The following is a 1,318-nucleotide window of genomic DNA, read 5'->3' as shown; positions in this document are numbered from 1 at the left end:
AATTTCTACATCATGCTCGTCGGCGAGACGGCCCTTTTTGGCGCGGCCCTGTTTCTGGCCTACGCGCTGCGTTTTGAATTCGACATTCCAGCGGATTTTTTCCGCCAGATGCTGCGCCTGCTGCCCCTGAGCGTGGCCGTCAAGCTGGCCTTTTTCGCCGTGTCCGGCCTGTACCGGGGCATGTGGCGGTACACGGGTCTGGCCGACCTGTGGCGCATTGGCCAGGCCGTTGTCTTGGCCGAAATCGCGCTCATCGTGTACTTGGTTTTTGTTCGCAATTTTCACGGGTATCCACGTTCGGTCTTCATTCTCGACCCGCTTCTGGCCTTTGTCCTGGCCTGCGGGGCACGGGTCTTGATCCGTTCCGTGTACGAATTTTCCGCCCGACCCGGCGAATGGATGGCCACCTTTCTGCCCGTCCGCGCCCCCCGAAACGGTCCCAGGGTGTTGATCGTGGGGGCCGATGACGAAGGGGCGCGCGCCGCCAAGGAAATCAAGGAATGTCCTCATTCCGGATTATGCCTGGCCGGATTCGTGGACGACGACCCGGGACGGATTGGGCGGCATATCCATGGCGTGCCGGTCTTTGGTCCCTTGGAGCGGTTGACGGACGTGGCCCGCGCGTTGCGCATCGACGAGGTCCTGGTCACGGCCTCGCGCAGCGTCCACGCCCAGCCCCGGCATATCATGGCCGCCTGCGAGGCGGCCCAGGTGCGCATCAAGAAGCTGCCCGCCCTGGCCGATATCGCCAGCGGCAAGGTATCCATCAAGGATCTCCGGGATGTACGCTACGAGGATCTTCTTGGCCGGGCCGAAGTCCACTTGGACGTGGCCGGCATCGAGGGGTATCTCAAGGACAAGGTCGTGTTGGTCACCGGAGCGGGCGGGTCCATCGGATCGGAGCTGTGCCGCCAGATATTGCGCTTCGGGCCGCGATTGCTGGTGCTCTACGACGCTGGCGAAGCCAACCTGTACGGCATTGAAATGGAACTCAAGCACGAACGGGGCTTCGAACGCTACGTCACGGTGCTGGGCCAGGTTCAGGACGAGGCCCTCTTGGAGCGAATTTTTACCCGACATCGGCCAGAGGTCGTGTTCCATGCCGCCGCCTACAAGCATGTGCCCATGCTGGAGCTCAACCCCTGGCAGGCCGTGACCAACAACGTGCTTGGCTCCCTGCGCCTCATGGACGCGGCCGCGCGCCACGGCGTCGAACGTTTCGTGCTGGTGTCCACGGACAAGGCCGTGCGGCCGACCAATGTCATGGGCACGACCAAACGCGTGGCCGAGCTGCTCATGCGCGCCAGGAGCGGGGGCC

The 1,318-nt window shown here is 63.4% G+C and carries 1 protein-coding gene; it reads left to right on the top strand.

The genetic code is table 11. From position 1 onward, the window contains the following. Window positions 1-1,318: polysaccharide biosynthesis protein (locus EOL86_15165; GenBank protein ID NCD26909.1), on the top strand; the 1,318-nt coding region annotated here is incomplete at both ends.

Source organism: Deltaproteobacteria bacterium, from assembly GCA_009930495.1.
Classification (GTDB): domain Bacteria; phylum Desulfobacterota; class Desulfovibrionia; order Desulfovibrionales; family Desulfomicrobiaceae; genus Desulfomicrobium.
This window is presented reverse-complemented; position numbering and strand designations above follow the sequence as displayed.